Source organism: Novosphingobium ovatum (assembly GCF_009909235.1).
Lineage (GTDB): Bacteria > Pseudomonadota > Alphaproteobacteria > Sphingomonadales > Sphingomonadaceae > Novosphingobium > Novosphingobium ovatum.
In genome coordinates, this window is sequence record NZ_JAAAPO010000002.1 from 172,552 (window position 1) to 197,192 (window position 24,641).

At 64.1% G+C, this 24,641-nt stretch carries 23 protein-coding genes and 2 pseudogenes; 17 read left to right on the forward strand and 8 right to left on the reverse strand.

All coding sequences use genetic code 11. From position 1 onward, the window contains the following. Positions 1–20: 20 nt before the first annotated feature. The 11 genes and pseudogenes from rpsP to GTZ99_RS05070 form a co-directional block, all read left to right on the forward strand. Positions 21–380: pseudogene (gene rpsP / locus GTZ99_RS05020) on the forward strand (30S ribosomal protein S16); the annotation flags it as partial. A gap of 5 nt (positions 381–385) precedes the next feature. After that, on the forward strand, positions 386–892 hold the full coding sequence (gene rimM, locus GTZ99_RS05025) for a ribosome maturation factor RimM (RefSeq protein ID WP_161717202.1): 507 nt from the start codon (positions 386–388) through the stop codon (positions 890–892). A 4-nt stretch (positions 893–896) separates the two neighbouring features. After that, complete coding sequence (locus tag GTZ99_RS05030; protein ID WP_161717203.1) at positions 897–1,211, forward strand: hypothetical protein; 315 nt, start codon at positions 897–899, stop codon at positions 1,209–1,211. Between the two features lie 59 nt (positions 1,212–1,270). After that, positions 1,271–1,849 (forward strand): glycine-rich domain-containing protein, encoded by a 579-nt coding sequence (locus GTZ99_RS05035; RefSeq protein ID WP_161717204.1) that lies wholly within the window; start codon positions 1,271–1,273, stop codon positions 1,847–1,849. Positions 1,850–1,886: 37 nt separating this feature from the next. Further along, entirely contained in the window at positions 1,887–2,705 is an 819-nt protein-coding gene (locus GTZ99_RS05040; protein WP_161717205.1) for a TIGR04222 domain-containing membrane protein, read from the forward strand. Positions 2,706–2,769: 64 nt separating this feature from the next. Beyond that, positions 2,770–3,504: a tRNA (guanosine(37)-N1)-methyltransferase TrmD gene (gene trmD, locus GTZ99_RS05045; RefSeq protein ID WP_161717206.1), complete on the forward strand. Its 735-nt coding sequence runs from the start codon at positions 2,770–2,772 to the stop codon at positions 3,502–3,504. A gap of 13 nt (positions 3,505–3,517) precedes the next feature. Then, on the forward strand, positions 3,518–3,886 hold the full coding sequence (gene rplS, locus GTZ99_RS05050; RefSeq protein ID WP_161717207.1) for a 50S ribosomal protein L19: 369 nt from the start codon (positions 3,518–3,520) through the stop codon (positions 3,884–3,886). A 190-nt stretch (positions 3,887–4,076) separates the two neighbouring features. After that, complete coding sequence (locus GTZ99_RS05055) at positions 4,077–6,359, forward strand: S9 family peptidase (RefSeq protein ID WP_201742381.1); 2,283 nt, start codon at positions 4,077–4,079, stop codon at positions 6,357–6,359. Positions 6,360–6,444: 85 nt separating this feature from the next. Continuing rightward, the gene (locus tag GTZ99_RS05060) at positions 6,445–7,470 is read left to right on the forward strand and encodes an aspartate-semialdehyde dehydrogenase (RefSeq protein ID WP_161717209.1); all 1,026 of its coding nucleotides are present in this window, start codon (positions 6,445–6,447) and stop codon (positions 7,468–7,470) included. A 3-nt stretch (positions 7,471–7,473) separates the two neighbouring features. Then, positions 7,474–8,088 carry a DUF2238 domain-containing protein gene (locus GTZ99_RS05065; RefSeq protein ID WP_161717210.1) on the forward strand — a complete coding sequence of 205 codons (615 nt, stop codon included), beginning with the start codon at positions 7,474–7,476 and terminating at the stop codon, positions 8,086–8,088. Next, on the forward strand, positions 8,088–8,855 hold the full coding sequence (locus tag GTZ99_RS05070; protein ID WP_161717648.1) for an alpha/beta fold hydrolase: 768 nt from the start codon (positions 8,088–8,090) through the stop codon (positions 8,853–8,855). Before GTZ99_RS05065 ends, GTZ99_RS05070 begins: the two co-directional genes overlap by 1 nt. Positions 8,856–8,869: 14 nt before the next feature. Here GTZ99_RS05070 and GTZ99_RS05075 read toward each other — a convergent pair whose 3' ends face one another. Further along, the gene (locus tag GTZ99_RS05075) at positions 8,870–10,303 is read right to left on the reverse strand and encodes an AMP nucleosidase (protein ID WP_161717211.1); all 1,434 of its coding nucleotides are present in this window, start codon (positions 10,301–10,303) and stop codon (positions 8,870–8,872) included. A gap of 207 nt (positions 10,304–10,510) precedes the next feature. Between GTZ99_RS05075 and GTZ99_RS05080 the strand changes: the two genes are divergently transcribed. Further along, positions 10,511–11,548, forward strand: coding sequence for an amidohydrolase family protein (locus GTZ99_RS05080; RefSeq protein WP_161717212.1), 1,038 nt, complete (start codon positions 10,511–10,513; stop codon positions 11,546–11,548). Between the two features lie 158 nt (positions 11,549–11,706). Here the strand turns inward: GTZ99_RS05080 and rplI are convergent, their stop codons facing one another. From rplI to rpsF, 3 genes are read right to left on the reverse strand one after another with little or no spacing between them, the layout of a single operon-like run. Beyond that, the gene (rplI, locus tag GTZ99_RS05085) at positions 11,707–12,306 is read right to left on the reverse strand and encodes a 50S ribosomal protein L9 (protein ID WP_161717213.1); all 600 of its coding nucleotides are present in this window, start codon (positions 12,304–12,306) and stop codon (positions 11,707–11,709) included. A gap of 12 nt (positions 12,307–12,318) precedes the next feature. After that, positions 12,319–12,543 carry a 30S ribosomal protein S18 gene (gene rpsR, locus GTZ99_RS05090; RefSeq protein ID WP_161717214.1) on the reverse strand — a complete coding sequence of 75 codons (225 nt, stop codon included), beginning with the start codon at positions 12,541–12,543 and terminating at the stop codon, positions 12,319–12,321. A gap of 3 nt (positions 12,544–12,546) precedes the next feature. Then, on the reverse strand, positions 12,547–12,909 hold the full coding sequence (gene rpsF / locus GTZ99_RS05095; protein WP_161717649.1) for a 30S ribosomal protein S6: 363 nt from the start codon (positions 12,907–12,909) through the stop codon (positions 12,547–12,549). A 610-nt stretch (positions 12,910–13,519) separates the two neighbouring features. Here rpsF and GTZ99_RS05100 point away from each other — a divergent pair. After that, positions 13,520–14,905 carry a pentapeptide repeat-containing protein gene (locus tag GTZ99_RS05100; RefSeq protein ID WP_161717215.1) on the forward strand — a complete coding sequence of 462 codons (1,386 nt, stop codon included), beginning with the start codon at positions 13,520–13,522 and terminating at the stop codon, positions 14,903–14,905. 77 nt (positions 14,906–14,982) lie between these two features. Here the strand turns inward: GTZ99_RS05100 and GTZ99_RS05105 are convergent, their stop codons facing one another. Then, a complete protein-coding gene (locus tag GTZ99_RS05105; RefSeq protein WP_161717216.1) occupies positions 14,983–15,948 on the reverse strand; it encodes a class I SAM-dependent methyltransferase in 966 nt (321 codons plus the stop codon). A gap of 179 nt (positions 15,949–16,127) precedes the next feature. Here GTZ99_RS05105 and GTZ99_RS05110 point away from each other — a divergent pair, with 179 nt between their 5' ends. From GTZ99_RS05110 to GTZ99_RS05120, 3 genes and pseudogenes are all read left to right on the forward strand, one after another. Next, positions 16,128–16,556, forward strand: coding sequence for a hypothetical protein (locus GTZ99_RS05110; protein WP_161717217.1), 429 nt, complete (start codon positions 16,128–16,130; stop codon positions 16,554–16,556). Between the two features lie 110 nt (positions 16,557–16,666). Next, positions 16,667–18,145, forward strand: coding sequence for a cryptochrome/photolyase family protein (locus GTZ99_RS05115; protein WP_227711112.1), 1,479 nt, complete (start codon positions 16,667–16,669; stop codon positions 18,143–18,145). Positions 18,146–18,191: 46 nt separating this feature from the next. Beyond that, positions 18,192–18,708 (forward strand): annotated as a pseudogene (locus tag GTZ99_RS05120) (AraC family transcriptional regulator); the annotation flags it as partial. Between the two features lie 213 nt (positions 18,709–18,921). Here GTZ99_RS05120 and GTZ99_RS05125 read toward each other — a convergent pair. The 3 genes from GTZ99_RS05125 to GTZ99_RS05135 form a co-directional block, all read right to left on the reverse strand. Continuing rightward, a complete protein-coding gene (locus GTZ99_RS05125) occupies positions 18,922–19,644 on the reverse strand; it encodes an SDR family NAD(P)-dependent oxidoreductase (RefSeq protein ID WP_161717218.1) in 723 nt (240 codons plus the stop codon). A gap of 1 nt (position 19,645) precedes the next feature. Beyond that, on the reverse strand, positions 19,646–21,118 hold the full coding sequence (purF, locus tag GTZ99_RS05130) for an amidophosphoribosyltransferase (protein ID WP_161717219.1): 1,473 nt from the start codon (positions 21,116–21,118) through the stop codon (positions 19,646–19,648). A gap of 274 nt (positions 21,119–21,392) precedes the next feature. Next, complete coding sequence (locus GTZ99_RS05135; RefSeq protein WP_161717220.1) at positions 21,393–23,171, reverse strand: sensor domain-containing diguanylate cyclase; 1,779 nt, start codon at positions 23,169–23,171, stop codon at positions 21,393–21,395. 221 nt (positions 23,172–23,392) lie between these two features. Here GTZ99_RS05135 and GTZ99_RS05140 point away from each other — a divergent pair, with 221 nt between their 5' ends. Further along, positions 23,393–24,634 (forward strand): lipoprotein-releasing ABC transporter permease subunit, encoded by a 1,242-nt coding sequence (locus GTZ99_RS05140; protein ID WP_161717221.1) that lies wholly within the window; start codon positions 23,393–23,395, stop codon positions 24,632–24,634. Positions 24,635–24,641 lie beyond the last annotated feature (7 nt).

Sequence of the window (24,641 nt, forward strand, 5' to 3'; positions counted from 1 at the left end):
TTCATTGGAAAGGTAACACAATGTCGGTTTCTATGCGTCTGTCGCGTGGCGGTTCCAAGAAGCGCCCCTATTACAAGATCGTCGTCGCCAACGCCACCGCCCCCCGCGATGGCAAGTTCCTGGAGCAGGTTGGCACCTACAACCCGATCCTGCCCAAGGATTCGGCTGACCGCGTGCGTCTGATCGAAGACCGCGTGAAGTACTGGCTGGGCGTTGGCGCGCAGCCGACCGACCGCGTTGCCCGCATTCTGGACAAGGCCGGTCTGAAGGAACGCGCCCCCACCAACAACCCGCAGAAGGCTGAGCCGGGCAAGAAGGCCAAGGAACGCGCCGAGGACAAGGCTGCCAAGGCTGCTGAAGCCGCTGAAGCTGCTGCTGCCGAATAATGGCGGTGGACCGGCCCGTGACGATGGCCGCTGTTGCGGCGGCGCATGGCATCACGGGTGAGCTCCGCCTCAAGCTGTTTGGGGAAGGCGCGGGGGCGTTGAAACGCTACCGCGCCTTCAACAACGGCACCTTGACGCTGAAATCGATCAAGGATGACGGCAAGGGGGGCGCGATTGCCCGCTTTGCCGAAGTCCCTGATCGGACAGCAGCGGAAAAGCTGCGGGGTACGGCTTTGACCGTCCCGCGCTCGGCCATGCCGCATCTGGCGCCGGGCGAATATTATTACGCCGACCTGCTGGGCCTGCCGGCGGTGTCGACCAGTGGCGATGCGCTGGGCACGGTCATCGCGGTCGACAATTTTGGCGCCGGCGACATTCTGGAAATTGAACGCCCGGTGGGCGAGGACGGCAAGAAGCATCGTTTCATGGTGCCAATGCGTGTCGAGGCGGTGCCCGAATGGGACGGCGCCCGTGTGGTGGTCGAGGACGCCTACGCGCAGGAGTGAGCCTATGGCCATGCTGATTTCATGCCTGCTGGCGCTGTTTTCGGCGGCGGTGCCTTATGCGCTGGCGCTGGTGTTGGCGCAGGCCTGCCCACAATGGGGGCGGGACAGAACGCGCTGGGTGGCGGCCGCGCCTTTGTCGCTGTTGGCGCTGGCGGTGTCGGGAGCGTTGTTGCTGGACGCCTTTACCACCCCGCTCGACGTGTGTGGCCCCGATTGCCGCGATTATGCGCTGTTGCTGGGCGGTGGCGGGCTGGTGCTGGCGGTGCTGCTGGGCCTGCTGGGTCTTGCCGCTGCTGGGGCTGCGTTGAAAAAGCGGTGAACGCGGTCAGGTGATCTCGATCTTGGCGGGACTGGCCTTGGCGTGATAGCCAGCGGCCGATGTCGCCCCAATTTTCCCATTCCGATCATGCCGCGCTGTGGGCGCGGCTGTGTGCGCATACCATCGGCCCTGCCGATGCGGCGCAGAGCTTTGCCGCGCGACTGGCTCATGAAAACGGCTGGGACGCGGCGTATGCCGACAGGGTGATACAGGAATACCGCCGCTTCTGCTTTCTGGCGGTGGCTTCGGGCCATCCGGTCACGCCCAGCGATGCGGTCGATCAGGTCTGGCACCTGCATCTGGCCTATACCCGCGATTATTGGGAGCGGTTCTGCCCCGATGTCCTGCGCCGTGCGCTGCACCATGGCCCGACAGCGGGCGGGGCGGTGGAACTGGCGCGTTATCACGAACAATATGGGCAAACCTTGCGCAGCTATGAGGCGGTGTTTGGCCCGGCGCCTGCCGATCTGTGGCCGGACGCGATGCAGCGGCTGGTGGTCGATCCCTTGGCCCGGCGGGTGCATCCCCGGCAAGGGATGGTGGTCCCCCGCGCGCGGTTGCGGCTGTGGCTGGCACTGGCCGGGGCGGGCGGCGGCGTTTTGGGGCTGGTCATCGGTTTCGCGCTGAGGCAGGTGTAAGGGCACGGGCGCGCATTGCAATTCGGGGGTGATTGTTATGGATGGTTCGGTGTTTGCCGGGGTGTTTGTGGGTTTGATGGTGGCCGCGATGGTGGCCAGTTGGTTGTTGCCGCGCATGTTCCGGCCCAGCGGGGCGGGTGGCGCTGTGACCGATCCGCTGGAACTGGCCTGTCTTGCGGGCGGCATCCCCCGCTATGTCGAGGCATTGGTGACGCGGCTGATGGCGCGCGGCTGTCTGGGCATGGATGAGGATCAGCGGTTCACGGTGCTGTTGCGCGATGGGCGCACGGGGGCGGAAAACGAGCTGTTGAACAACGCGCAGGGCGCGGATTTCGCCCAATTGCTCAAGGTGATGCGGCCCTATGGCCAGACGGTGGTCGATGGGCTGGTGGAACGCGGGTTGTGGGCCAATGAGGGCGCGCTGTGGCAGCAGCGCTTCTGGCGCACGGGGCCTTATGTGCTGGTGCTGTTGATTGGCGGCGCGCGCTGGGCGATCGGTTATCAGGCCGAGGAAGAGGTCGGCGGGCTGGGCATCCTGATGGCGCTGCTGGCGATCATTGCCTATTACAACTTCAAGGCCGGCGAGCGCCGCACCACTGGCGGTCAGGCCGCGCTGGAGGCAGCGCAAGCCAGCAGCGAGCGTCTGAAGCGCGCCCCCACGCAAGAGGAGGCCGCAACGGCCGTAGCGCTGTTTGGCACGGCGGTGCTGGCCGGATCGGCGCTGAACGGGCTGCACCTGCTGCGCACGGCCGGGGCCAGTGATGCCGAATATGACCACCACGATTCGTCCAATTTCTGGGGCGAGAACCATGTCGTGGGCGGTTGCGGCGGTTGCAGTTCGGACAGTTCGGACTGATCGCTGCAGGGGGCGGCGGCAAACGGGCTTGCAGGCGACCCATGTTGCGGGCAAGGGGCAGGGCATGAGTTTTGCCGCCACCGTTTGCACGCTGTACCCCGACATGTTCCCCGGCCCGCTGGGGATCAGCCTGGCTGGTCGCGCCCGAGACGAGGGCAAGTGGTCGATCGACACGGTGCAGATCCGCGACTTTGCGACTGACAAGCACCGCACGGTTGATGACACGCCCGCAGGCGGCGGCGCAGGTATGGTGCTCAAGGTTGACGTGCTGGCCCGCGCCATTGATCACGCGCGCGAAAACGGCCCCGCAGACCGCCCGGTGATCGCCATGACGCCGCGTGGAAAGCCGCTGACGCAGGCCCGCGTGCGCGAATTGGCGGACGGCCCCGGCGTCATCCTGCTGTGCGGCCGGTTCGAGGGTTATGATGAGCGGATTTTCGCCGGACGCGCGGTTGAAGAGGTATGCATTGGCGATATCGTGCTGTCGGGCGGCGAACCGGCGGCTTTGATGCTGCTTGATGCTTGCATTCGGCTGCTTCCCGGCGTAATGGGCGCGGCTTCTAGTGGGGATGAAGAGTCGTTCGAGTCCGGACTGCTTGAATACCCGCAATATACCCGACCCACCCAGTGGGAAGGGGCCACGATCCCCGAAGTGCTGCGATCAGGGGATCATGGTAAGATCGCCGCCTGGCGGAAACAACAGGCTGTGGATCATACTCGGTCACGCAGGCCGGACCTTTGGGAGCGTTATTGTGACGCTCGGGGCCTGTCTGCCTCTGATGCGCAGCGCGGAAAATGATAGGTAACGTCAAGTGAACCTGATTCAGCAGATCGAGGCCGAGGAAATCGCCAAGGCCGCCAAGGACATTCCGGAATTCCGCCCCGGTGACACGCTGCGCGTCGGCGTGAAGGTCGTCGAAGGCGACCGCACCCGCGTTCAGGCCTACGAAGGCGTGTGCATCGCGCGTTCGAACCGTGGCATCAACTCGAACTTCACCGTTCGCAAGATGTCGTTCGGTGAAGGCGTGGAGCGTGTGTTCCCGCTGTACTCGCCCAACGTCGAGAGCATCACTGTGGTGCGTCGTGGCGTCGTGCGTCGTGCCAAGCTGTACTATCTGCGTGGCCGCACCGGCAAACGCGCTCGTATTGCCGAGCGTCGCGACACCCGCGGCGAAGGCTGAGCCGGGAGGGCGTAACGCCCACACGCCGCGATACGGTCAACCGTGTAAGGGGCGTCCCGGCCAAAGCGCCGGGGCGCCCTTTTCGCATGCGCGCCACGTCGTGGTCTGATTTTTCCACCGCTTCCCTTGCGTAAAGGCCACTGTCCTTGCGATGCCTGTCCTCACGATGCCAGATTTGCCAACTGCCCGAATGGTCGCCCGCCTGTGCGCGGGGGTGTGGTTGTGTGCAGTGTCCGGCGTGGCGCTGGCCGCAGGCGTGCCCGCAGGTGGCGCTGTGACGGCGCCCGCCGCCGCTGGCCCCAGCGTGTCTGGCGCTGTGACGTTCGAGCGCGCCTTTGCCAGCCCGTCGCTCAATGGTGCCGCGCCGCGCGGGCTGAAGCTGTCGCCTGATGGCCGCTGGCTGACGGTGCTGCGCGGGCGCGCCAACGACCGCGAGCAGCAGGACCTGTGGGGCTATGACCGGCAGAGTGGCCAATGGAAGATGCTGGTCGATTCGACCAAGCTGTCGTCCGGCCGCGCCCTGACCGAGGCAGAGCGGATGCAGCGCGAGCGCGCCCGCATCGGCGATCTCAAGGGCATTGTCAGCTACCACTGGGCCACCGATGGGCAGAGCCTGCTGGTGCCGCTGGATGGCGAATTGTTTCTGGTGGCGCTGGATGGGACCGCCCATCGTATCGAGGGGGCAGGGGCCGATACGCTCAACCCCAGCCTCAGCCCCAAGGGGGGCTATCTCTCGTTCGTGCGCGACCGGCGGTTGTGGGTGCTGCCGCTGAAGGGCGGCGCAGCGCAGGCCGTCACGCCCGAGGAGCCGGCCGCCACCGTCCATTGGGGCGAGGCTGAGTTCGTCGCCCAAGAGGAAATGGCGCGCATGGCGGGCAGCTGGTGGTCGCCCGATGACCGCCGCATCGCCGTCGAGCGCTTTGACGATGCGGGCGTGGCGATTGTCACCCGCGCCGCGATCGGGGCGACCGGCACACAGGTCTATGCGCAGCCCTATCCGGCGGCGGGCACTCCCAATGCGCAGGTGTCGCTGTGGGTGATGGGGGCCGATGGTTCCGGCCGGGTGCGGGTGGATCTGGGGACGGACCCCGACATCTATCTGGCGCGGGTCGATTGGGCCCCGGACGGCAGCGCGCTGTATGTCCAGCGGCAGGACCGCGCCCAGACCCGGCTGGACATGCTCAAGGTCGATCCTGCCACCGGCGCTGCCACGCTGTTGTTCAGCGAAAAGGCGCGCGCGGGCCATTGGAGCAACCTGTCCGACAGCTACCGCTTCCTGCGCGATGGCAGCCTGATCTGGTGGTCGGAGCGCGATGGTTTCGGTCACCTCTATCACTATACCCCCGGCGCGGACGGCGGCCAGTGGCGGCAATTGACCCATGGCGAATGGGTGGTGACCGGGCTGGAAGGCGTCGACCAAAAGGCGCATCGCCTGATCTTTACCGGCACACGCGACGATGTGCTGGCGCCGCAGGTCTATGCGCTGGATTACGCGCATGCCGGTGCCACGCCGCGGCGGTTGACCGACCCGGCCTATGTCAACGCGGTCACCGTGGACAAGAGCGGGCAGACGCTGGTCATCACGCGCCAGGCGCAGGCACAGCCGCCCCAGACCTATCTGGCGGGGGCCGATGGTGCGCGTCTGGCCTGGGTCGAGGAAAACGCCGTGACCGGCGCGCACCCCTATGCACCCTATCTGGCGGCGCACCGCGCGCCCACATTCGGCACGATCCGCGCCGATGATGGCACGCTGTTGCATTGGAAAATGATCACGCCGGTGATGGAACCGGGCAAGCGCTATCCGGTGTTCTTTGAACATTACGGCGGCCCGCATGCGCAGGTGGTGAACCGGGGCTGGACCGGAGCGCTGGCGCAGGCGATCGTCGCCAAGGGTTATATCTATTTCGAGCTGGACAATCGCGGCAGCCCCAATCGCGGGGTGGACTTCGAACGCGCCATCCATCACGCCATGGGCAGTGTCGAGGTGGCCGACCAACTGGCCGGTGCGCGCCATCTGGCCAGCCTGCCCTTTGTCGATCCGGCCAAGATCGCCACCTATGGCTGGTCCTATGGCGGGTACATGACGCTGAAAATGCTGGCCGCCAATCCGGGCGTTTATGCCGCAGGGATCGCGGGCGCGCCGGTGACCAAGTGGGAGCTGTATGACACCCACTATACCGAGCGCTATCTGGGCGATCCGCGTGTGGTGCCGCAGGTCTATGCCCGCGCCAACGCGCTGGAAGGGGCCAGCAACATCAGTGATCCGCTGTTGCTGATCCACGGCATGGCGGATGACAATGTGGTGTTCGAACATGCCTCGGCGCTGATTGCGCGGATGCAGGGACAGGCCAAACCGTTTGAAATGATGCTCTACCCCGGCCATACGCACCGCGTGTCCGGCCCGCGTATCAGCGTCCATCTGTGGAACACGATTTTTGCGTTTCTGGCACGGCATGGAGTGACGCCGCCGTAACAAATGCCAGCTTGTCGTTATGCGGCTTTGCGTCTCAGGTCGCGTGCAACAGGTCCCTGCAACGGGGGCCGCAGGAGTGAGTACAATGGGTTATCGCGTAGTCGTCGTGGGCGCCACCGGCAATGTGGGCCGCGAAATGCTGAACATCCTGGCCGAGCGGGAATTCCCGATCGACGAGATCGCCGCTGTCGCTTCGGCCCGTTCGCAGGGCACCGAGATCGATTTTGGTGAAACCGGCAAGAAGCTGAAGGTGCAGAACGTCGAGCACTTTGACTTCACCGGCTGGGATATCGCGCTGTTTTCGGCCGGTTCCGGCCCGACGAAGATCTATGCCCCCAAGGCGGCGGCCGCTGGCTGCGTGGTGATCGATAACAGCTCGCTTTATCGCATGGACCCGGACGTGCCGCTGATCGTGCCCGAGGTGAACCCGGACGCCATCGATGGCTATACCAAGCGCAACATCATCGCCAACCCCAACTGCTCGACCGCGCAGATGGTCGTCGCGCTCAAGCCCCTGCACGACAAGGCCAAGATCAAGCGCGTCGTCGTCGCCACCTATCAGTCGGTGTCGGGCGCCGGCAAGGAAGGCATGGACGAGCTGTTCGAGCAGAGCCGCGCCATTTTCGTGGGCGATCCGGTCGAGCCCAAGAAGTTCACCAAGCAGATCGCCTTTAACGTGATCCCGCATATCGACGTCTTCCTGGATGATGGTTTCACCAAGGAAGAGTGGAAGATGGTGGCCGAGACCAAGAAGATCCTGGACCCCAAGATCAAGCTGACCGCCACCTGCGTGCGCGTGCCGGTGTTCATCGGCCACTCCGAAGCGCTGAACATCGAGTTCGAGAACGAAATCAGCGCCACCGAAGCACAGGACATCCTGCGTGAAGCGCCGGGCGTGATGCTGATCGACAAGCGTGAAGACGGCGGTTACGTGACGCCGGTGGAATGCGTGGGCGACTATGCCACCTTCATCAGCCGCGTGCGCGAGGACAGCACCGTGGACAACGGCCTGTCGCTGTGGTGCGTGTCGGACAACCTGCGCAAGGGTGCCGCGCTGAACGCGGTGCAGATCGCCGAACTGCTGGGCCGCCGCCACCTGAAGAAGGGCTGAGGCTTGAGCAAAGCTCAGGCGTGGATGCTGGTGGCGCTGGCCGCTGGCATCCCGCTCAGCATTCAGGGGGCGCTGTACCCGCAGAACACATGGTTGCAGGTGGGGCCGGTGATTGCCGCCCTGCCTGTTTTCCTGTGGGCCTTGCGCCGCTGCCCGGTCAGTGATGCCGCGGCGGGTGGTGCCTGCGTTTTCCTGCTGCTGCATCTGGTGGCGGCGCGCTGGTCCTATTCGTTCACGCCCTATCAGGACTGGGGGCGGGCGCTGGGGCTGGATGTGAACGCGGTGCTGGGGGCACAGCGCAACATGTTCGACCGGCTGATCCACATCAGCTTTGGCCTGCTGGTCAGCCCGTTGATCGCTGAATGCGCCGAGCGCTATGGCCGCCTGTCCCGGCGTTGGGCGGTGATGGTGGCGGTGCTGGGCGTGTTTGCGGTCAGTTCGCTGTATGAAATCTTTGAATGGTCGCTGACGATGACGCTCTCACCGGCAGAAGCGGGCGCCTATAATGGCGAGCAGGGCGATATCTATGACGGCCAAAAGGATATGGCCTGCGCCAATCTGGCGGCATTGCTGATGGTGCCGGTCCTGTTGTTCCGCCGCTTGCCAAGAGAGAGATGATGACCAACGTGACCACCCAATTCATCACCGGCTTTGGCGGGGCAAAGCTGGCTGTGCATGTGGCCGGGCCGCAGGATGGGTGGCCGTTGGTGCTGGTGCATGGGCTGTTTTCCAGCGCGGCAGTCAATTGGGTGAAATATGGCCATGCGGCGCGTCTGGCCGATGCCGGGTATCGGGTGATCATGCCCGATCTGCGCGCCCACGGGCACAGCGCCGCGCCACATGACCCGGCCGCCTATCCCGAGGACGTGCTGGTCGATGATCTGCTGGCGCTGATCGAGGCGTTCGGGCTGGAAGAGGGCGGCTATGACCTTGGCGGCTTTTCGCTGGGGGCGCGGACGGTAACGCGTGCCGTGCTGGCGGGGGCTGCGCCGCGTCGGCTGGTGCTGGGCGGCATGGGGCTGGAAGGGCTGGCCGGCTGGGCCAAGCGCAGCGCGTTCTTCATCGATGTGATCGACCGGTTCGGCACCATCAAGCAGGGCGACCCGGCCTATTACGCGCAACAATTCATGAAGGTGCAGGCGATCGACCCGGTTGCCGCGCGCCTGTTGCTGGGCAGCGTGGATGACACGCCGCCCGACGAATTGCTGCGCCTGACGCTGCCGGTGTTGGTGGTGTGCGGCGAGGAGGACATGGACAATGGCAGCGCCCCGCGTCTGGCCCGCCGCCTGCCCAATGCCCGCTATGTCGAGATCCCCGGCACCCACATGAGCAGCGTTACCCAGCGCCAGTTGAGCGAGGCCATTCTGGCGTTTGTCGCCGAATAACGCGGCCCTGCCACTTACCTGAACGGCGGTTCCTTGAACGCGCGCAGCTTGCGGCTGTGCAGGCGGTCGCCTTCGGCGCGCAACAGGTCCACCGCCGTGGTGCCAATCGCCAGATGGGCGGCAATCGCCTCCTCGTAAAAGCGGTTGGCCTGCCCCGGCAGCTTGATCTCGCCATGCAGTGGCTTGTCTGAAACGCACAGCAGCGTCCCATAGGGCACCCGGAAACGATAGCCTTGCGCCGCGATGGTGGCGCTTTCCATGTCGATCCCCACCGCCCGGCTGAGGCTGAAACGGTGGGCCGATTGGGTATAGCGCAACTCCCAATTGCGGTCGTCGGTGGTGACGACCGTGCCGGTGCGCATCCGCTTTTTCAGATTGGCGCCGGTCTGGCCGCTGATGATCTCGGCGGCGCGGGCCAATGCCACCTGCACCTCGGCGATGGCGGGGATGGGGATTTCGGGCGGCAGGACACAGTCCAGCACATGGTCATCGCGCAAATAGGCATGGGCCAGCACATAGTCGCCAATGCGTTGCGTATCGCGCAGGCCGCCGCAATGGCCGATCATCAGCCACGCCTCTGGGCGCAGCACGGCCAGATGGTCGCAGATGGTTTTGGCGTTGGACGGGCCCACGCCGATATTGACCAGTGTGATGCCCGAGCCATCCGCGCGGCACAGGTGATAGGCGGGCATCTGGTGCCGCCGCCATGCCGTGTCAGACAGTAGCGCGCGGGCATTATCCACAGGCTTTTCCACCAGTAATCCACCGGCACCCGACAGGGTTGTATACCCATCTGTCCCCAGCATGCCGCCCGCCCAATCGACGAATTCATCGACATAGCGGTGATAGTTGGTGAACAGGACAAAGCGTTGAAAATGCTCTGGCTTTGTCCCGGTGTAATGCGCCAGACGAGCAAGGCTGAAATCGGTGCGCAAACCATCGAACAGCGCCAGCGGGATCTGGCCGTTGCCGTCATCGTCGACCGACATCAGTCCATCGGCCAGTTCATCTCCAATCAGCGCCAGTTCGGTGGTGGGAAAATGCGCCGCCAGATCGGCCGGGCGCACGCGCAATCCCGCGCTGGCGTCATAGACATAGGGGAATGGGATCTGTTGCGTCGAGCGGCCCACCTCGATCTCGATATCGTAATCCTTGGCCAGCAGACCCAATTGTTCGGTCAGGTAATGGGCAAACAGCGCCGGGCGCGTGACGGTGGTGCAATATGTGCCCGCCGCGTTCAGCCGGCCAAAGGCGCGGCCACCGTCCGGGCTGGTTTCGCGCCCGGCATAATGCACCCGCAATTCGGGGTAGCACCAGGCGCGCTCGATCACGCGGTCTTCGGGGGGCAGCGTGCCGTGCCGTGCAAAGCTTTCGATATCGGCGCGCAGTGTGGCGACTGCGGCATCATGGATCCGCGTCAGATCGGCAATCACGGTTTCTGTTTTCATGGGCGTAAGCTAATCCGGATTGATGACAATGCCAATGCGGCCTGTGCGGATCACGTGGCGGGGCATTATCCGCGTGGTGAATGGGTGACAGGGGGCGCTTCGGTGGGGCCTTGACGGTGTAAGTGTGGCAGGGAATAGTGCGCGCCGGGGGGAAGGGCCGCGCCCGCGCCATGCGGGGGGCACCATTTGCACAAGAGGGACAAAACCATGACGATCAGGAGCATCCTGAAGGGCCGTATTCGCCGGTCGATTTCTGTCAGCGCTGTCATTGTTGGGGCCGCCGCCCTGACCGCGCCCGCTTTGGCCGCGCCCGCGGGTGATCCGCCGCCGGTGATCGACGTGCACGTCCACGCGGGCGAGTTTCCCGGTGGTGGCATGACGGTATGCCCCAACGCCGCGCAATTCCTGGCGTCCGATCCCAAAGGCCCCGAGGCGCCGTTCGGCTGGTCGGGCGAGGATTGCAGCCCGCGCCTGTATCCGTCCGCGCCGGGCCAGTATCTGAGCGATGTCGCGGCCGAGATGAAGCGGTTGAACGTCACCGCCGTGGTGTTTGGCAAGCCGGACGACGTCAAGAAGTTCATGGCCGCCGCCCCCGGCCGGGTGATCCCCGGTACCGGTTTCAACAGCGTGGCCAATGGCGCCGATCCGGCGCAGTTGAAGATGCTGGAACTGGCCTTTACCGAGGGCGGGTTCAAGGTGATGGGCGAGATCGGCCTGCAATATGAGGGCATTTCGCCCAGCGATGAGCGCGCCGAACCCTATTTCGCTCTGGCCGAAAAGCTGGACATTCCGGTTGCCATCCATATGGGCACGGGCGGTTCGGGGCGCGCCAATGTCGCCATGCCCAAATTCCGTGGCTCGATGGGCAATCCGCTGCTGCTGGAGGAACTGCTGGCACGCCACCCCAAGCTGCGGGTGTGGATCATGCATGCCGGCTATCCCATGGCCGAAAACCTGCTGACGCTGTTGCAGGCCAACAGCCATGTCCATGTCGATATCGCCGGTCTGGTCTGGTCGTATCCGCTGAAGGAAGTGAATGCCTATATCAAGCGGATCGTCGATGGCGGTTTTGGCGACCGCATCATGTTTGGTACCGATCAGATGATGTGGCCCAAGCTGATGGCCTATTCGATCAGCATCGTGCAGAACGCCGACTATCTGACGCCGCAGCAAAAGCGCGACATCCTGTATAACAACGCGGCGCGTTTCCTGCGTCTGCCGGCGGCCGCGCAGCCTGCCAAGTAAGCCAGCGCGTTGGCAAATGGGGCTGGTGCGTCAAACGGCGCGCCGGCCCTTTTTGTGTGCCCGCTGCTGTCGCGGCAGGCATGGAAAAAGGGCGCCGAGGTTTCCCCCGGCGCCCCAATTCTTGTGCCTTGCGGCAACCCGTTGACGCGGCGAACCGATTACTCGGCGTCGGCCTCGGCAGCGTCGTCCAGCAAGTCGGCCGGGATTTCGCCCGGTTCGGCATTGGGATCATACGCTTCGGTGAAGCCACCGGTTTCGGTGTCAAACATCGCGGCCATGACGTCCACGCCCTGCGACTGCAGTTCGGCTTCGTCGGGCGAACGGGCAACGTTCACCTTGACGTTCACCGACACTTCGGGGTGCAGAGCGACGCGAACGTCGAACACGCCGATGGTCTTGATCGGGCGTTCCAGCACGATCATCGCCTTGCTGACCTTGGCGCCATCGGCGTTCAGGGCATCGACGATGTCACGGACCGACACCGAACCATACAGGTGGCCAGCGTTCGAGGCGGCGCGGATCAGCACAGCCTGCTTGCCGTCAACGTCGCCCGACTGGGCAACAGCAGCCTCGCGGGCGGCTTCGTTGCGCTTCAGGATTTCTTCGCGCTGGGCTTCGAAAACCTTGCGGTTGGCTTCGTTGGCGCGCAGCGCCTTCTTGTTGGGCAGCAGGAAGTTGCGGGCGTAGCCGTCCTTGACGGACACGACATCGCCGATCTGGCCCAGCTTCTCGATGCGTTCGAGGAGAATGATCTGCATGGGTCTTCTCCCTTACTTGACGAGGTAGGGCAGCAGGCCCAGGTGACGGGCGCGCTTGATCGCCTGGCTCAGTTCGCGCTGCTTCTTGGCCGAAACGGCGGTGATGCGGCTGGGAACGATCTTGCCACGTTCAGACATGAAGCCCTGCAGCAGGCGGATGTCCTTGTAGTCGATCTTGGGCGAGTTCTTGCCCGAGAAGGGGCAGCTCTTGCGACGACGGAAAAATGCACGAGCCATGGATCAAGCCTCCTCGCGTTCGCGGCGACGGCTGCGCTCGCGGTCGTTCTTGCGCATCTGGACCGACGGGCCAGCTTCCAGCTCATCAACGCGGACGGTGATGAAGCGGATGATGTCTTCGTTGATGCCGATCTGGCGCTCCAGCTCGGCGGTGACGCCGGCGGGGGCTTCCACGTTCAGCATCACAAAGTGCGCCTTGCGATTGCGCTTGATCTTGTAGGCGAGGCTCTTGAGACCCCAGGTTTCGGTCTTGGTGACCTTGCCCCCGTTGGACTCGATGATCTCGGTGGCGGTGGCGGCCAGCGCATCAACTTGCGCTTGGCTCAGGTCCTGGCGGGCCAGGAACACGTGCTCATAAAGAGCCACGGCAGCTTCCTTCATCATGATAACCGATCGCTGGCTGATCCGCGGGATTGCGGGGCCCCTCCGGCTTTCTTCGCATAACCTGTGGCGCGGGCTGCGACATCCGCACTTGCAGTAGGTTGCGGCCCATAGCGATTTTGGCGGGCAAAGCAAGCGGATTTGCGCGGGTTTGGGCGGATTGCGGGGGGGCAAGTTGATGGTTGCGCCAAATGCAAGTTGATAAAACCCATGCGCGGGGGCGCTATGTACAAAAGCCAGAAAAAAACGCGCCGGATGCGCGTGGGCAATGCTGGACCAACGATGGCAAAGAGCGGGCAGGGGGGGCAGCATCATCGCGCGGCGATGGGCGGCAGCGCTGTGGTCAGCGTGGCGGCCCCATCGGCATGGCGCATAGGCGGCATCGCGGCGCGGCGGCGGCCCTGTGGGCGGCGCGCTTCGTGGCGGCTGCGGGCGCGATCATATCGCCGTGGGCGGGGTGTAGGACAGAGCCTGTCGTGGCGGGCGGTGCATGGGGGCTAAAGTGCTGATCTGCTGTGGGTAAGCGGGGCGATGCGCATGCTCTTCCACTTCCACCATCGCCCTGTCTGCCGTAATGTGCTGGGGGAGGGGCGTTATGGGTTTTGCTTTTACGTTTGTGGCGGTCGTTGGGGGTGCCCTTTATGCGTGGCCGTATCGGGCCGCGTTGTTTGCGCCCTGTGCCGAAGATGCGCGCTATTGTCGGCCATTGAAGCTGCTGTTTCTGGTCGCGGCGGTTTTTGCCGCACTCTTTTGTTTCGATCTTGTCGCGCGTTGGGATGTGCTGGCGCCTGTGCGCGATTGGGTGCGGCGCGGCCCGATTTTGGGGCCGCTGTTCTTCTATGATCTGGGGCAAGATCACGCGCCTGAATGGAAAGACCGCTTTGGCGCGCTGGGCGTTGTGCTGGCGGCGGTTGTCGGCTTGGCGTTCTGGCACTGGCGCGACGTAAATGTGCGGCGGGACCTGACGCTGAAGCGCGAGGATTTGGACAAAAAGGCCGAGGACTTGCGATTGAAAGAGCGCCAGCAACAGGGTGTGGATGCTGATCGGCACCTGAAGGAATACGCCGAAATCCAGTTGCAGGCGGCGGGGGACTTTGCTGCGGGCATCGATCCAGACGTGCGCAATGTGTTGCAGATCACCGCTCTACAGCGATTGCGCCCCTATTTGCGGGGTGAAAAGGGCGAAGAACTGAAACGCGCCGCGTTTGAACTGTTCATGACCGGGCATGCCGCCGCGATGGAGCGGAATGCGGCGTTGGCGGAATTGGTCAGCCAAATCCCTGAAAGGATGAGGCAAGGTGTGAAGGATTTGGACGAGTGGATTGATGGCGCGATTACTGATGCCCGAATACAGATGAATCGTGTTGATCGTGAACGGGCGGCCATTCTGCGCGAGGAATGGCGCGCCGTCCTGCGCAGCGGATATCCTTTGCAAAGGCGCCGGTTCGATCTTTTGGATTTTGAGTGGGTTGAACTGGATCAGGGGGCGACGCTGGCGCGAGGATCGTTCATCGGCACTAGCTTTGCCAAAGCCACGATGGTGGGCGTCGACCTGACTGGCGCAATGTTGATGGGGGCATGTTTTGCCGGCGCGCGGATGGAGGCGGCCCGTCTGCGTTTTGCAAAAGCGCAGGCATCTGACTGGTCTGAATCTGACTTGCGTCACGCCAAATGTAACGGCGCGTCCTTGGTTGGTGCAGTGATGGAAAAGGCGCAATTGCAAGGTAGCGATTTGGGGCGGGCAGATTTGCGTTACGCAACCGTCGATGGGGTCTCGTTGGACGGAGCCATCATGCCTTCGGCACGTCATTTGGTGAATGCGTCGTTTCAAAACGCCGTTTTCGACGATGACACCGTGTTGCGGGTTGGCTGGCAGGAGTTGGGCGATATTGCGCGTTATGAGGCCCGCGAAGCCTTCCGCCAGCGCGGCGCGCGGCATGTGGATGACGTGCGGCCTGTCGAAGATGCACCTCCGGTCTGATCCCTGCGGCGCCTATTTGCACAGTGCCTGTATTCCAAAGGCCCTGATACGCCGATCAGCGCGCGGCCATGACCTCATTACCGCGCATCGTAATAGGCGGGCATTTGGTTTGCCCGCAGTGGGCTTTGCGATTTTGTGCCCATAAAGAAAAAGCCGCTGGAAGCGTCATCGTTCTGCGGCGCATTTTGCCGTGACTGGATAAACCGGATCCAGAAAAAACAGGACGTGATCAGCGCCGTCAACTTTGCGCCAAAACCCAATGATCGCAGGAAATAGCGTATCGACCAAAGCAGCATGATGCCCGGGCCAAGCAGTGAGCCCGCGCGGATTTGCGTGAAGTTGCGGAAAAGCCATCGGTGGCCGGACCGGGTAAAGCGCGTGAAGTCATACGCGCCTTCATGGACATGCTGCATGAACGGCGTTTCGGCATAAACCACGCCATCATCCGCCAGCACGCGAAAGATCTCATGCACGACCAGGGCCGGGTCCAGCACGTGCTCCAAAACCGCCTGTATGACGACCGCATCAAACACGCCATCTTTGGACGGCATGTGATGGGCGTCGCAGGCAAGCGTGGTGATGTCCGATGCATAGACATCGGTTCCCACGATGTTGATCGCCTCGCGTCCATACAGCTCTGCCAGGGTGCCGACAGTTCCGCCGCCGATGATCAGCACTCTTGGGTTATTCCTGGCTTCGCAAATTTTGACCAGTGCATCGACATTGGCTTTGGATTGCTCTGATGGCCCGCCGTAGGTGATGTTTTGCAACAGGCGGCCGAGTGTGGATGACTTCATGCCGGATATGCGGTGTTCAAGATTTGGCACGATGCCGTCGCGCGTAAATATGCTTTTGTCAAAATTGAACATCGCGGGTTGATCATTCAGCACCGGAAAGGTTTTGCCGCAGTTCAGGCATGCCAGATTTGCGGAAATGTCCCCATTGCAAATGGGGCAGGACAGGATGGGTGCCAGATCTTTGGCGGAATTTACCGGCGTTGCAGTCCTCTTGTCATGATGTTCGTAAATGGCATATGCATTCATTAAGGTTGTAGGCCATTATTATCAGTAAAGGGGAGCCGTGTTGCGTCCGTTTTGGCGGTCTGAGGTGCCTGCCTTGCGGTGTTCATGCGCGAGCATATGGACAAATGCCTATGCCATGCTTATGATGCGGCGCAATAATGCATGCCGTTGCTGGCGCAAAGGCGTAAAAGGGACTTTTTATGTCACTGACTTTGTTTGCAATTTATGCCGCTGCTGCGACGGCTACGCCTGGGCCGCAGGGGATTCGTTCGGTTGACGCCTTGCCGCGGGCGGTCGTCTCCACTGCTCCTTGTGCGCGTCCGGCCAAGGGCCGCGTCTTGGGCTCGTCCAGCGCCTGCGCTGGTAAGCCGACCGCGCCCGGCACCGTTGATGGGCAGACGGTGACAGACGGTCCGACCGGTCAATCGTACAAGTGGAGCGCATTGCGCCAGCGGTGGGAAGGCGTGCACCCTGTGGGCGGTTCGGGCCTTGGCGGCGGTAGCGGTATGGGCGCTCGCCTCGGTTTGCAGCAAGTATTGAATATCGGTGGACCTATCATGTCGGCAGCCACCTTGGGGCTGGCCATCGATAACGCGACCAAGACGCCGCAGACTGTCTCGCCGAAATAAGCTGCGGCCAGCCGGTCTGGTTTTTCAAAACGGCGCTTCCGGTCTGACCGGGGGCGCCGTTTTTGCATTTATCCACGTATTTGCCCCAAAGGGCATGTGCCCCAAGGGTCATGGTGAGCGCCCGCCCGCGCGGGCGTATCGCCTGCGTGATGAAGGTCGCTCCTGTTATCCTGTGGCTGCGCCGCGATTTGCGGGTTGCGGATCAGGCCGCTTTGCTGGCGGCGGTGGACAGTGGGCGGCCGGTCATCCCGGTCTATGTGCTGGATGACGAAGGCGCGCGCCATCGCCGTTTGGGTGGGGCTTCGCGGTGGTGGTTGTATCACAGTCTGGCCGCGCTGGAGGCGGCACTGCAGCAGCGCGGCAGCCGGTTGATCCTGCGCCGGGGCCGGGCCGAGGTCGCGCTGGCCAGTCTGATGATCGAAACCCGCGCCCATGCCATCCACGCGTTGCACCATGTCGAACCGTGGTGGCAAAATGCCGAACGCGCCGTGCTGCGCGGGGGGCTGAACCTGTGCCTGCATCACGGCAATTATCTGGCGCCGCCCGGCAGTGTGCGCAGTGGCTCTGGCACGCCCTATCGCATTTACACGCCGTTCTGGCGGGCGCTGCGGGCGCAGATGCCGCCCGCGCTGCCGCGTCCCGCGCCAGATGTCATCCCCGCACCCACCCGCTGGCCGGCCAGCGAAACTCTGGACAGTTGGGGTCTGTTGCCCACCGCGCCCGATTGGGCAGGGGGCATGGCTGCGGAATGGACGCCCGGTGAGGCGGGCGCGCAGCAGCGCTTGGCCGATTTTCTGGACCACGCGCGGGTCTATGCCGAAACACGCAACCTGCCTTCGCAATCGGGCACCAGCCGGTTGTCGCCCCATCTGGCCTTTGGCGAGATCAGCCCGGCAACCCTGTGGCATGCAACGCAGGATCTGGGCGGTAGTACTGACACGTTCCTGTCCGAATTGGCGTGGCGCGATTATGCCGCCAACATCATCCACCAGATCCCCGATTACGGCAGCCGCCCGGCCAAGCCCGATTTCGAGAGCCTGCCGTGGCGCGATGATCCCGAAGGTCTGGCCGCGTGGCAGGGGGGGCGCACCGGCTACCCCATTGTGGACGCTGGCATGCGCGAGCTGTGGGTGTCGGGCTGGATGCACAACCGGGTGCGGATGATCGCGGCCAGTTTCCTGATCAAACATCTGTTGATCGATTGGCGCGCGGGGGAGCGCTGGTTCTGGGACACGTTGCTGGACGCCGATTACGCGCAGAACGCGGTGAACTGGCAATGGTCGGCGGGCAGCGGGGTGGACGCCAACCTGTTCGTGCGGATCATGGCGCCGCTGGTGCAATCGGAAAAGTTTGACGCAGGCGCCTATATCCGCCGCTGGGTGCCCGAACTGGCGGGGCTTGGCGATGATCAGATCCATGATCCCGACCCATTGACGCGCCGCCGCTGTGGCTATCCCATGCCGATCGTGGGGCACCGTGAAGGGCGCGAGCGGGCGCTGGCGGCTTGGGCGGCGATGAAGGCAAAGGACACGCCCCAGCCATCGCCCAGCGATCTGCGCGCATGGGAATGGGCGCAGGCCAAGGGGTGAGTGCCTTGTTGCGCGCCGCGCCGTCTGATCTGTGGTGCAGGGCAGGGCGCATATCACCGCGCCCACGCCGCAGGTGACATCGATGAACGGCGTGACGGTTACGCGCCAACGCGCCATAGATTTTGCCGCAGAGGCCGGCGGTGTTGATCGGCAGCGGCATATACACGCGCCAGATCGCGCAGGATCAGGGGTTGCTGAACCAATTGCGTCTGGACCCCGCCCGCCAGATCATCGGGGCGCAATGTTCGGGCACGCTGTTGCTGGCGCGGCTGGGGCTTATCGGCACGTTGCCCGCCTGCACGGATCTGACCACCAAGCCATGGGGGGCCGAGGCCGGGGTGCAGGTGCTGGACGCGCCCTTTGTTGCGCATGGGTCTGTGGCCAGTGCGGGCGGGTGTTTGGCGTCGATCTATCTGGCGGCGTGGATGATCGCGCGCGGCGACAGTTGGGCGGCGGCGGCAGACGCGCTGCATTATGTCGCGCCGGTGGGGGAAAAGGCGGAATGGATCGCCCGCGCCGAAGCGGTGGTGATGCCATTTGTGCCGATATCAGCCACCACCTGAAGCGGGCGCGATCGGCATGCGGGGGGTGTGCGTGGCGGGAGCCACCGATCGCGCCCCGGCCATCTGGCCGTTCAGGCGTTGGTGCCGGGGCATTGGGACACGCGGATCGATGGGTGGACCATGTTTGGCCCTATCACACCGACCATTCCCGGCATGTCGCCAGAGGGCGCTGGAGACAGAACCGTTCCTACACCATTGCCGGTGAAGAGCCGATTATACTTTCGGGTTAACGGTCAGGCGCGTGCCGCTAGGGAATTCCTGCAAAAGCAGGTCGACGATGGCATCGGCGACGACCTCGGGGGCCTTGACGCTCTTGGGGTCCTCGCCCGGATAGGCGCGGGCGCGCATGGCGGTGCGGGTGGCACCCGGATCAACGATCGCCACGCGTACCTTGCTGATATTGGCCGTTTCCTGCCCATAGCATTCGACCAGCATTTCCTGCGCGGCCTTGGTCGCGGCATAGCCGCTCCAAAAGGCGCGGGCGTTGCGGGCCAGATGGGTGGTCAGCGCAATCACCCGCCCGGATGGCGCCTTGCGCAACAGCGGGTCAAACCGCGACAACAGCGCCTGAGTCGCCAGCATGTTGGTGGCGATCGCCTTGTTCAAACCGGGCAGGTTCAGATCGGTCACGGGCGAGAGAGTCGGCAACACGCCCGCGTTGATCACCAGCACGTCCAGCTTGCCCCAACGCTCGGCCACGGCGGTGGCCAGACGGGCGATGGCGTCCTGTTCGGTCAGATCCATCGGCGCGATGGTGGCGGTGCCCCCGGCGGCGTGGATCGCCTCCTCGATGGCTTCCAGCGCCTTGGTGTCGCGGGCGGTCAGGATGACATGGGCGCCCTGCGCGGCCAGCGCCAGCGCGGTTGCCGCGCCGATCCCGCGGCTGGCCCCGGTGACCAGCGCCACCTGTCCGGCAAACGCGCCCGTATCGGTCATCTTACGCCTCCCGGCCGCTTTCGATCAGATCGGTCAGGCGGGTGGGATAGTCGCCGGTAAAGCAGGCGTCGCAGAATTGCGGGCAGGACGGCTTGCGCACATCTTCGCCCACGGCGCGGTAAAGGCCGTCGATGCTGACAAAGGCCAGACTGTCGGCCTGAATATAGTCCGCCATCGCCTCCAGATCCATGCGCGCGGCCAGCAGCTTTTCCCGCTCGGGCGTGTCGACGCCGTAAAAGCACGAGTGGCTGGTGGGCGGCGAGGCGATGCGCATGTGCACTTCGGCCGCGCCCGCGTCGCGCATCATCTGCACGATCTTGAGCGAAGTGGTGCCGCGCACGATCGAATCGTCGATCAGCACGATGCGCTTGCCCTCGACCAGCGCGCGGTTGGCGTTGTGCTTGCGCTTGACGTCGGCGTGGCGGGCGCCATCGCTGGGCTGGATAAAGGTGCGGCCGACATAGTGGCTGCGGATGATGCCCAGTTCGAACGGGATGCCGCTTTGCTGGGCATAGCCGATGGCGGCGGGCACGCCCGAATCGGGCACCGGCACCACCAGATCGGCGTCCGCGGGCGATTCCTTGGCCAGTTCCATGCCGATGGCGCGGCGCGCCTCGTACACGCTGCGGCCACCCATCACCGAATCCGGGCGGCTGAAATAGACGTGTTCAAAAATGCAGGGGCGGCCGGCAAAATCGCCAAACGGGCGATGCGACGAGATGATCCCCTGATGGTCCACCTGCACCAGTTCGCCCGGTTCGACCTCGCGGATGAATTCGGCGCCCACCACGTCCAGCGCGACCGTTTCGGACGCAAAGACGATGGCGTCCTTGATCCGGCCCATCACCAGCGGGCGGATGCCCAGCGGATCGCGGCAGGCGATCATGCCTTCCTTGGTCATGCAGATCAGCGAATAGGCACCCTCGACCAGACGCAGCGCGTCGACGAAACGGTCAAGCAGGGTGGGATAGCGGCTGGTGGCGACGAGGTGGATGATCACCTCGGTGTCGGAGGTCGACTGGAAGATCGAGCCCTTTTGCACCAGATCCAGCTTCAACGTCATCGCGTTCGACAGATTGCCGTTATGCGCGATGGAGAAACCGCCACCGGCCAGATCGGCAAACAGCGGCTGAATATTGCGCAGGCCAGACCCGCCCGTGGTGGAATAGCGCACATGGCCAGACGCCATGTTGCCCGGCAGTTCGGCAAACAGGTCGGCGCTGTTGAACACATGGGCCACATGGCCAATGCCGCGATGGGCAAAGAATTCGCCAGCGTCCGCATTGCCGTCATAGCTGGTGATGCCCACCGCTTCCTGACCGCGGTGTTGCAGCGCATGCAGGCCCAGCGCCACCATGGACGAGGCCGAGCGTGCGCCGATGACACCGAAGATGCCGCATTCCTCGTGCAGAGTGTCGCCATCGGCGCCAATGTCCCAGGGGGCGGTGTCTTGGATGTGATCGGTGGGGGTCATGCCGTGCAGCGACTCTGTTGTGGAACGGGAGGGGCCCGCCGGGGCAGGCGGGGCGCATTTGGCGCTTGTTGCCCCAGATGGCAAGAGGCGGAGCGGGCTTTTCGGTGGGAACCGGGCGCAAATGTTGCGTTGTCGTGACGATCCCGCCCGGCAACAGGGCGTTACTCCGTGATCGGCAGGCGATCGCCGGGGCAGATGCTATGCCGCGATCGACAGGCGATCGCGGGAGTCAGGCATCATGCCGCGATCGACAGGCGATCGCGAGAGTCAGGTATCATGCCGCGATCGACAGGCGATCGCGGCCGGCGGCCTTGGACTGGTACAGCGCTTCGTCGGCGGCGCGCATCGTGTCTTCGGGGTGCTGGCCCAGCCGCGCCAGCCCGATCGAGGTGGTGATGCTGATTTCCGCGTCGCCAAATTGCGTTACGGCCGCGCTAAGGCTCATGCCCAGGCGGGCGCAGATCATTTCTGCCACCTCGATACTGGCTCCCGGCAGCAAAAGGGCGAATTCCTCGCCGCCGATGCGCGCCAGCGTGTCGGTCGCGCGCAGCCCCTGCCGCGCCACCTCGGCAAAGGTCTTGAGCACCGCGTCGCCCGCCGCATGGCCGAAACGGTCATTCACCATCTTGAAGTGGTCCAGATCGATCAGCGCGACACAGCCCGGACGGCCGCGCGCGATGCACTCCTCCAAGGCTTTGAGGAACAGGCGGCGGTTGGGCAGACCGGTCAGCGGGTCGGTCATCGCCGCCAGCGCCAGCGCGGTCTCGTATTCCTTGCGTTCGGACATGTCGCGGATCACGCTGACAACGCATTCCACCTGACCGAAACGGTCGTGGACGGCGCGCATATGCGCCTCGAACCAGCGTTCCTCGGCAAAGCGGGGGATGCCCAGAAATTCGACCACCACCGTTTGGCCGGGGTTGCGGATTGCCTCCATATGCGCCTCGACCACCTTGCGGCGGAAACGCGGGGCGATCAGCCGCACCGCGTTCTGACCCATCAGCGCGTCAGGCTGATGCTGGGCCAGTTGCAGCACCGATGGCGAGGCATAGCGGATCGCGCCCTCGGGCGCGGTGCTCATGATGATATCGGTCGAATGGTCGGCCAGCAGCCGGTATCGGGCTTCGCTTTCGCGCAGGCGGATCAGCAATTGGCGCATCTGTTGCACCGCCGTGGCCACCGGCAGCACGCCCAGCGCGATCAGCCCCAGATAGAGCTGGAAATGAATGACCCGCGTTGCCTGATCGGGATAGGTGCGCGCCAGTTGGCCGATTTCATGCCCCGTTGCCCAGCCGCCGATCAGCGCCACCATCAGGAACATCAGCACCAGACCAATCGGCTCGGCCCAGACCATCGTGGCCACCATGACCAGCACCGGCAGGAACAGCAACGGCACGTTGGCGTTGACAAAACACAGGGCGCAGACACCGCCCATCACCGCCATCTGGCCCAACAGCGCGGCGGCGCGGCGCCAGCCTTGGGGGTGGCCGGTGCGGCGCTGGCCATGCAACAGCGTGACGACGCAGGGCAGGAAGACGATCAGCCCGAGCGCATGGCTGAGATACCAGTTGAAGAAGAACGTTGCGGGCGAGGTGGGGGCCATCAGCCCATCGGTGCCGAACATCAGCGTGAGCGTGGCAATCACCGCACTGATTATCGGCGTCGCGGCCGCGATCGACACCAGCAATTGCATCATCCACGTCACGCCGTCGGCCGGGTCGCGGCGATAGGTCAGTTGGCGCAGGATATGCGCCGCCAAGGCGGCCTCGGTGACGTTTGCCAGTGCCATGCCGATGCTGGAAATGATGCCGATGCCGAAATACAGCATGGCCGCGATTCCGCCGATCAGCCCGGCGGTCAGGATGCGGTGGCGGCAGGCGGGGTCAGCACGCAGCGACAGTCCCGCCACCAACAGCGCGTTGGCCGGCCACATAAAGCTCAGTCCGTTGGAAAAGCGCACCTGTCCCACGCCCACTGCCGTGCACAGCATATAGCCGGCCAGCACCAGCAGCGGCACGATCACCGGAGTAGATCGAGGGTGAAGTTTGTCCATGACGTTTGGCTAATCAAGCTTGGTTAATTTTTCTTGCCACGCACCCCCGGTTTGTGCGCTTTGGCGAGGGCTTTTCTGACCAACGCCAGTGGGATGGCGTGTCCGGCGCAGGCCGGGCGTGGTCTTGGCGGTTGCGTGGGCAGCGCGCCCGGCCTAAGGCCTTGGGCCAAAGAGGACCGCGCGCCCGCAGGGGCCGCGCCCATGGGTAAAAGGGCCTTGGCTTGATACTGTCTCCGTTTGAATGGACGATGGCGCGGCGTTACCTGCTGCCCGGCCGTGGCGAGGCGTTCATCGCGCTGGTTGCCGGGCTTAGCCTGGTGGCGGTGGCGCTGGGCGTGGCGGCGCTGGTCATCGTGATGAGCGTGATGAACGGCTTTCGCGCGGAATTGCTGGACAAGATCGTCGGCCTGAACGGCCATGCGATCATTCAGGCCTATGGCGGGCGGCTGGACAATTGGCAGGACGTATTGGCCCGCGCCCGCGCCACCCCCGGCGTGGTGCGCGCCAGCCCGTTGATCGAGCAGCCCTTGCTGGTGACGTACAACGGGCGGGTGGCGGCGATCCAGTTGCGCGGCCAGACCAGTGACGACATCGCCCGTCTGGCTCCAAAGGTGACCGAGGGCCGCATTGCCGACATCGCCCAAGGCGCCAATGCCGTGGCGATCGGCGCGCGGCTGGCCGAAAATCTGGGCGCGCGGGTGGGCGACACGATCACCGTCATCAACCCGGTGGGGCGCTCCACCCCGTTTGGCACGGTGCCGCGTCAGGTCGCCTATCGCATCGGCGCGGTGTTCGAGGTGGGGGTGTATGATTACGACAACGCCTTTGTCATCATGCCGATCCCGGATGCGCAGACTCTGTTGATGTCGGGCGACACCATCGGCATGATCGAGGTGACCACCATCGACCCCGACCGCGTGCAGGCCATTCTGGCCCCGTTGCAGCCCCAATTGCAGGGCCGCGCCAAAATCTATGACTGGGGCGAGATCAACGCCCAGTTGTTTCAGGCGCTGGCGGTGGAGCGGGTGGCGATGTTCACCGTGCTCTCGATCATCGTGCTGGTGGCGGTGTTCAACATCCTGTCCAGCCTGATCATGCTGGTGCGGGCCAAAACCCGCGACATCGCCATTTTGCGCACGATGGGGGCATCGCGCCGCTCGATCATGCGGATATTCATGGCGATTGGCGTGGTGATCGGGCTGGCCGGAACGGCGACCGGGCTGGCGCTGGGCTTTGTCTTTTTGTTCTTCCGACAAAGCGTTGTGAACGCTGTGCAATTTGTCACGGGGCAAAACCTGTGGGACCCCAAAATCCGCTTTCTGACAGAACTGCCCAGCCGGTCCGATCCGTGGGAAATTGCCGGCATCGCGGCGATGGCGCTGGGGCTGTCGTTTGTGTTCACGCTGTTCCCGGCGATGAAGGCGGCCAAAACTGATCCGGTGCAGGTGTTGCGGTATGAGTGAGGGGCAA